7 protein-coding genes are annotated in these 6,687 nt (G+C 58.7%); 2 read left to right on the top strand and 5 right to left on the bottom strand.

Going from position 1 to position 6,687, the window contains the following annotated elements; translation table 11 throughout:
- Positions 1 to 30: 30 nt before the first annotated feature.
- Together HMPREF3135_RS06400 and HMPREF3135_RS06395 are read right to left on the bottom strand one after the other, a co-directional pair.
- Positions 31 to 804, bottom strand: a complete 774-nt coding sequence (locus HMPREF3135_RS06400; protein WP_016423180.1) for an alpha/beta fold hydrolase — start codon at positions 802 to 804, stop codon at positions 31 to 33.
- Between the two features lie 50 nt (positions 805 to 854).
- Positions 855 to 1,247: a DUF5997 family protein gene (locus HMPREF3135_RS06395; RefSeq protein ID WP_042389451.1), complete on the bottom strand. Its 393-nt coding sequence runs from the start codon at positions 1,245 to 1,247 to the stop codon at positions 855 to 857.
- A 40-nt stretch (positions 1,248 to 1,287) separates the two neighbouring features.
- Here HMPREF3135_RS06395 and HMPREF3135_RS06390 point away from each other — a divergent pair, with 40 nt between their 5' ends.
- Together HMPREF3135_RS06390 and HMPREF3135_RS06385 are read left to right on the top strand one after the other, a co-directional pair.
- On the top strand, positions 1,288 to 2,040 hold the full coding sequence (locus HMPREF3135_RS06390; protein WP_049172269.1) for a type 2 periplasmic-binding domain-containing protein: 753 nt from the start codon (positions 1,288 to 1,290) through the stop codon (positions 2,038 to 2,040).
- Between the two features lie 64 nt (positions 2,041 to 2,104).
- On the top strand, positions 2,105 to 2,737 hold the full coding sequence (locus HMPREF3135_RS06385) for a GNAT family N-acetyltransferase (protein ID WP_016423177.1): 633 nt from the start codon (positions 2,105 to 2,107) through the stop codon (positions 2,735 to 2,737).
- Positions 2,738 to 2,767: 30 nt separating this feature from the next.
- Here the strand turns inward: HMPREF3135_RS06385 and HMPREF3135_RS06380 are convergent, their stop codons facing one another.
- The 3 genes from HMPREF3135_RS06380 to HMPREF3135_RS06370 form a co-directional block, all read right to left on the bottom strand.
- Positions 2,768 to 4,366: an MDR family MFS transporter gene (locus HMPREF3135_RS06380; RefSeq protein ID WP_049172271.1), complete on the bottom strand. Its 1,599-nt coding sequence runs from the start codon at positions 4,364 to 4,366 to the stop codon at positions 2,768 to 2,770.
- On the bottom strand, positions 4,356 to 4,955 hold the full coding sequence (locus HMPREF3135_RS06375) for a TetR/AcrR family transcriptional regulator (protein WP_246815087.1): 600 nt from the start codon (positions 4,953 to 4,955) through the stop codon (positions 4,356 to 4,358). Before HMPREF3135_RS06375 ends, HMPREF3135_RS06380 begins: the two co-directional genes overlap by 11 nt.
- A 288-nt stretch (positions 4,956 to 5,243) precedes the next feature.
- Positions 5,244 to 6,539: a TIGR01777 family oxidoreductase gene (locus tag HMPREF3135_RS06370; RefSeq protein WP_224783732.1), complete on the bottom strand. Its 1,296-nt coding sequence runs from the start codon at positions 6,537 to 6,539 to the stop codon at positions 5,244 to 5,246.
- Positions 6,540 to 6,687: the final 148 nt, after the last annotated feature.

The following is a 6,687-nucleotide window of genomic DNA, read 5'->3' as shown; positions in this document are numbered from 1 at the left end:
AAAGACACACTTTTCTTTACTTAACCCGCGCTAGTCGGCAATCCCATCAATGTGCGCCAGCAGGGCCGAGTTGTAGTACTCCGGGGTTTCCTGGTTGAGCAGGTGCTTGGCCGGCGAAATGACGACCATGGTCGAGCCCGCGATGCCGTCGTGAAGCGAAGTGACGACGTCGAGAGACGTAGAGGTGTCCTGCTTACCGGCGATGACCAGCGTCGGAGCGGTGATCTCGGCGAGGCGCTCGCGGGTGTCGAAGCGAGAGAGTGCTCCGCAGGCGCCGATGTAGCCGTCATCGGGGCAATCTGCGATCATGTCGCGGAAGCGGGCGGGGAGCTCAGGGGTAGTGTCGAAGCACTCGTCGGTAAACCAGTTGCGGACGACAGTGTCCGCGAGCGCGCCTGTGCCCTTGTCACGCACGAGCTGGGCCTTTTCCTGCCAGGCCTCGGGTGTGCCGAATTTCGGCGCCGTCGACGACAGTGTCAGACTGACCACGCGATCGGCGTGTTCTAGTGCGATGGTCTGGGCGATAGCGCCGCCGAGAGATAGTCCCACAAAATGTGCACGGTCAACATCCTCCTCATCGAGGACCTCGATGATGTCGGCGGCCAAGTGGCTCATGTCCCACTCACCCTCGGGGATAGGGGAATCGCCATGGCCGCGGACATCTGGCGTGATGACCTGGTACTTTTCGCTCAAAGCGGCTACCTGGGGCTCCCACATCTCCTGTGTGGTGCCCAGCGAGCCAATCAGGACAACCGTACCGTTGTCCTTGTGGTTGATTGCATGTGCGGTGTAGTCGATGGCCACGAGATCCTCCTTGAAGGTGTTGGCTGTGTCAGCTGTGCCAGCTGTGTCTGCTAATTCTCGGCGTTGCGAGCAGCTTCAGCGGCAGCCCGACCAGGGCCGTCGTCCTTCTTGGCCTCTGCCTCAGCGGCTTCCACGCGCTGCTTCGCCATGGACTCACGAGCGGCCTCCAGCCACTCCGGCATCTGCTCGAGCAAATCCTTAATCTCCGCCGTTGTCAGCGGCTTGTCCATGTCGTTCTTCTTCAACGCCGTGATAGTGATGCCCAGCTTGCGGGCAACTTCTGGACGCGGGTGCGGTCCGTTGCGGCGTAGCTCAGCGAGCCATTCCGGCGGATTGGATTGCAGTTCGGCAAACTGCGCGTGCGAAATCTCACCAGTGCGAAATTCCTCGGGTGTGGCCGGGAGGAAAATGCCAAGTTTTTTGGCTGCGGTTAGGGGTTTCATGGGTTCAACGCTAGCACCCATTCGAGTAACCTTGCGGAGTATGTCGACTCCTGAACCCGCCGTCCTGCGCATCGTGTTCGCCACCGGCACCAGTCCCGAGAAGTGGTTTCGCCGCTTTAGGGATCGAATTCCGGCAACACTGCACACCCACGCCGCCGACGATCCGATGTCCGACCTGGTCGGCGGCGCCGCTGACATGGCGCTGGTTCGGTTAGAGTCCGAAAGCTCGCTGCCCGAGTCGCTCCATCGCATCCGGCTTTACGACGAAGCCTGGGGCGTGGCCTTCGAGAAAGAGCACGTGTTCTCCCTCACAGAGTCCGTGCCGGAGGAGCTGTTGGCGGACGAAACTGTGCTGTTGACCTCCGTGGATCCGGATGAGCTGCGACAGATGCTGCCCGTTGCGGCCACTGGTGCAGGTGTCGTGGTGGGACCTCGCACGATTTTGAAGGCGCTGTCGAAGAAGGCGGTGGCCTCATCGAACTTGGTGGCCGAGGAAGGCGCCACGGAACCGCTGTCTCGGACAGCTATTTGGTTGGTGTGGCCGAAAGTAGAGGACGACGAGCTCCGGCAGGAGTTCGTCGGCATTGTCCAGGGGCGCAGGGAGGGCTCGACGCGCACGCAGTTGGGGCGCAAGAAGGCTGATGAAGCTCCAAAGAAGTTGTCGGCCCGAGAAAAGACGCTTGCTAAGCAAGCCCGCCGGCAGCGCGCTGGGGCCGTCGTAAAGCATGCGCGTAGTAGCCGTAGCGGGCGTCGAAGCAGCGGTGGAAGCGGTCGACCGCGCAGGCGAAAGTAATCTTTTTACAATATTTTTGCCGTTTCGTTCGACGTGCGCGGAAAAATTAGCCACACTTGTAGTTATGGCTGAAAAGAAGCGCGATTTCACGATTCGAATGATGCGTGAAGAGGACTATCCACAGATCCAAGAGATCTACGAGATTGGCCTGGATACGGGGCACGCGTCCTGGGAGCACTCCGCTCCCGAGTGGGACGAATTCATCGCACTCAAACGAGTGGATTTGTGTTACGTCGCCGTCGACGCAGAAAACCCGGACAAGATTCTGGCTTGGGCATCGGCAGCGCCGGTATCCAAGCGCCCGATTTTCAATGGCGTCATCGAAGACTCCATCTACGTCCATCCTGACGGGCAGGGCATGGGGCTGGCGGCGACGCTGCTGCAGAAGCTTATCGACGATGCCACGGAGCTCGACTGCTGGTCGATTCACTCGTGGGTCTTCCCGGAGAATGTGGGATCGTTAAAGCTGCATCGAAAGCTCGGCTTCCGTGAAGTGGGGATTTACCACCACATGGCAAAGATGACCTACGGCCCAATGGCGGGGCAGTGGCGCGATGTCATTATTTTGGAAAAGCTCCTGGAAAAGCCAGAGGAGCGCGCACTGAAGCGCGTCCAGGAAGAAGCAGAAGCCGCCGGTGAGCCGAACCGTCCGATTCTGGACAAGCTCGACCGCGCCGACGGCCAGGTGGGGGCATAGCTGCCGGGAGCCGCGGCTCCCGCGAATTAATTATTCGACGGTTTCCTTCAACGGATCCTCGCGAACAAAGAACACAATGATTGCTGCCAGAATAATCACTGGCATTAGTACCAAGAAGATCGGCGTCAAACCATCGTTGTAGCTGGAGATCAGCGCTTCATGGATTGGCGCCGGCATGCTATCCAGCACATGCGGCGTCAGTGAACCAATCGACTTAGAGGAAAAGCCCTCCGGGCCCATCTGCTTTGCGAACTCTGCTGCAGCCTCCGGTGATGCGGCCTTGATCTGTTCGACAGCAGCCGGAACGCGTTCGCCTGCCAGGTCCTTCATGCGGTGGATGAAAATCGAACCCACAATGGAGGAACCGACCGCACCACCAATCTGGCGGAAGAAGTTATTCGCAGCGGTAGCGGTACCGACCATCGCGACCGGGAAGGAGTTCTGCACGATGAGAACTAGAACCTGCATGCCGGTGCCCAGGCCGAAGCCCATGATGAACAGGTACACACCAACCTGCCACAGCGGGGTGGTGGTCTCCAGCGTGGACAGCAAGTAGAGGGAGACAGCCATAATCATCAGGCCGACGAAGGGGTAGAAGCGATACTTACCAGTCCGCGAAATAATCTGGCCAACGCCAATTGAGGTGAGCAGCATGCCGACCATCATCGGCGTCATCATCAAACCTGCAGCGGTCGGTGACATTGAGTGCACCATCTGCAGGTAGGTCGGAATATAGGCCATAGTGCCGAACATCGCGATACCCAGAATGAGACCCGACACAGTCGTGAGCACGAAGTTCCGGTTATTAAACAAGTGCGTCGGAATCAGTGGGTTGGAAACGCGAGTCTCGGTGAGGAAGAACAGCACCCAGGAAACGACAGAGGCAACGATAAGCGAGATGATGACCCCGGAGTTCCAGTCGTACTGTGTACCGCCCCACGTGGTGGTGAGAATTAGCGTCGAGGCAGCGGCAGTCAAGAACATCGTGCCGATGTAGTCGAAGTTTCCTTCACTCTGGCGTCGGGGCAGCTTCAGGAAGGCCGCAGCTGCCGATAGTGCAACCACGCCCATCGGGACGTTGATCCACAGGCCCCAGCGCCAGCCCGGGCCGTCGGTGAACCAGCCTCCCAGCACTGGTCCCAGCACGGAACTCAGACCGAACACAGCACCCATGATGCCCATGTACTTACCGCGCTGGCGTGCGGGAATAACCTCGGCCAGGATGGCCTGTGAGGAAACCATCAATGTACCGCCAGCAAATCCCTGAAAAGCGCGGGCGGCGATGAGCAGGCTCATGGAGTTGGTGATTGCACCCATGACGGAACCGACCATGAACAGCGCGATGCCCATCATGAACAGGCCCTTGCGCCCAATCATGTCACCGAGCTTGCCGACAATCGGCATTGCCACAGTCTGTGCCAACAGGAATGCAGAAATAACCCACGACATGTGGTCAACTCCGCCGAGCTCGCCGACGATGGTCGGCAGGGCAGTGGCGAAAATCATCTGCCCCAGCGAGCTCATCAGCATAGTGAGAATGAGCGCGAAGAAAATGATTCCCAAGTGGGACTTGTTGTCAGAAACCGTGGTGTCGGTTTGATCTTGAGCAGTGGTGTTGCTAGCTGTCACTATTCCTCCTCCAGAAATTTTTAACGACGTCGGCGGCGTCGTGAAGCGGTGTATCTGTTGTGAATTCGTCCCGATGAGCCGATGAGTACAGCACGCATTCGCGGACGAAACCGACCGACAGTGCTACCTCGTGCCCGACGGGCAGCTCGGGGTGCGTGCGCGACTGTGGATTCATCTCGAAATAGCGCTCAAAGGCAGAACGGACGCGGCGCATTGAGTTGCCAAAATTCGAAATGACAACCGTCGATAGCTTTGGCTCATTGCGCAAAATCTCGCGGATACGCTCCTTGAGCAGACGGTGAAACTCTTCGGTTGCCCCCAGCTCTTTATATCGGAGTAGCTGGGATTGCTGCTTTTTCTCGATGAAATCGAGCATGTCCGCGATGGGGTCTTGGTGAATTTGGGCGAGGAATACCTCTTCATCGTCAGCATCGAATGACATGATGCCGTTGCCGAAGATGGCTTGATCCTTGGAGTCGAAGTAATTGAAGAATGTGCGTCGACTGATATTGACCCGCTGACAGATGTCTTCGATGTTGACTTGGTCGTATCCGCGATCCAACACAAGGGCGGTCGCGGCATCGGCCAAAGCGCAGTGTGTTTGAAACCTTTTGAGCTCCCGGAGACCGCACTCGGGGTGTTGGCCCGGATCCAATCTGTGATAGGTATTCTCATCAATTTGCACGAGGTGCAAAGTTACACCGAGTGCAATGTGATGGCAAGTTGATGAGTCAACAGGTGTTTAAGTACCTATGCAGAGAGCATCTTTGGGTTGTTCAGGATGCCGTGGACTCAGGCGCAGGGGTCGGGTTGTTGATAGTCGCAACGCGCCATTCAATTACACAACCTTCGTGTTTTGTGTAGGCACGGTGGAAGGCTACCTCTCCTTCAATAGCTCGTGGCGCAGGGCGTCGTTAAGCGAAGTGAAGCGGAACCTGTGCCCCGCCTTTTGCAGCGCTGCTGCCTCTACTCTCTGATTCGCGAGAGCCAACTCCGCAGCACCGCGTTTGCCCAGCAGTACTGCAGGCCCCAGTGAAGGAATCGGAACCGCCGTCGGGCGGTGCAAGACCTCTCCCAATACCCTCGTGAACTCCGCATTATTCACTCCGAAAGCCAGTGGCACCACCGCATTGACAGGTCCGGCAAGGCCGGAATCTGCCAACGACCGGTGATAGATGTCCAACAGGTCGTCCAAAGCAATCCACGGGAACCACTGCTCGCCCGACCCCAATCTGCCTCCAAGCCCGGTGAACACCACGCCCGCTAGTAGCGGCAAGAGACCGCCGCCACCAGCAAGCACGAGACCAGTGCGGACGTTTACGACCCGCTTGCCTGCATCGCGAGCGGGATCCCATGCATTTTCCCAATCGCGCACAATAGCCGAGAGACTGTCCGCGGCGGCGCTGCCGTCGTAACGCTGCGCTTCCGCGCCAGGGCCAGCGTCCTCGGTGAGCACCTCTGGGCCACGATCCGCACCGTAGAACCCCACCGCCGACGCTCCAACCGCGACCTTCACGCTGTCAGTAGATGCAACGAGCTTTGCCAGAGCTCGCGTTGGTTCGACACGGGAATGGCGAACCTTTCGAAGATGCGCCTCCGTGAAGCGCCCCGCAATCGGTGCGCCGGCCAGATGGATGACCGCGTCGACTCCCTCCAGCAAGTCAGCTGCGGGTGCCGCAGTATCCCAATATCGCTTGTCCACACCCGTCTGTTCACGTGAGCGCACCAGCAAAATCACCTCATGTCCGGCCGTGGTCAGTAGCGCGCGCAGCTGCGTTCCGACGGTCCCCGTAGCTCCACTGATCGCCACTGTCAGCGGCTCCGGCACATGCCCCAAATACTCCGAAAGCCTATCGACGGCCGCAAGGTCGCCAGCAACCTTCGTAGCACGGTAGGCGAACATCGAATCCAACCCGGGTACCGGAACCTTGGTGTCAACGGTGTCCTCTAAAACCGTGCCAGCGCTGCCGTCGCCAAGCGGAGTATCGGAGAGAACGTGGGTGTGCTTCCACCCCGTGATGCGGCGAAAGGGCTCGCTGGTGACTTCGTCAATGAATCTCTGGCCGGGGAGGAAACCGGCCGGGTCGTGACGTGCAATCCATTTGAGGCCAGCCGGCATGGAGAATACGGTCGTGCCGTCGGCGAGGTTGGCGGATTCGGATTTCGGTGACATCGGGAGAAGCCCCGGTGTTAGGCGGGTGACAGCGCCTGGGCGGGAGAACCACTCGGCGACGCAACGGCGAGGAAATGCGATGGTGTGGCGATAGGTGGGAATAGTTAGTCACTCTCTGAAACTTGTCCGACGTTAAGGAAAAATAGTA

The organism is Corynebacterium sp. HMSC14H10 (genome assembly GCF_001807105.1).
GTDB lineage: Bacteria > Actinomycetota > Actinomycetes > Mycobacteriales > Mycobacteriaceae > Corynebacterium > Corynebacterium jeikeium_D.
This window is presented reverse-complemented; position numbering and strand designations above follow the sequence as displayed.

Coding starts and splice junctions, on each gene's coding strand:
- HMPREF3135_RS06370 (WP_224783732.1), bottom strand. CDS start 6,539: ATGTCACCGAAATCCGAATCCGCCAACCTCGCCGACGGCACGACCGTA.
- HMPREF3135_RS06390 (WP_049172269.1), top strand. CDS start 1,288: ATGTCGACTCCTGAACCCGCCGTCCTGCGCATCGTGTTCGCCACCGGC.
- HMPREF3135_RS06385 (WP_016423177.1), top strand. CDS start 2,105: ATGGCTGAAAAGAAGCGCGATTTCACGATTCGAATGATGCGTGAAGAG.
- HMPREF3135_RS06395 (WP_042389451.1), bottom strand. CDS start 1,247: ATGAAACCCCTAACCGCAGCCAAAAAACTTGGCATTTTCCTCCCGGCC.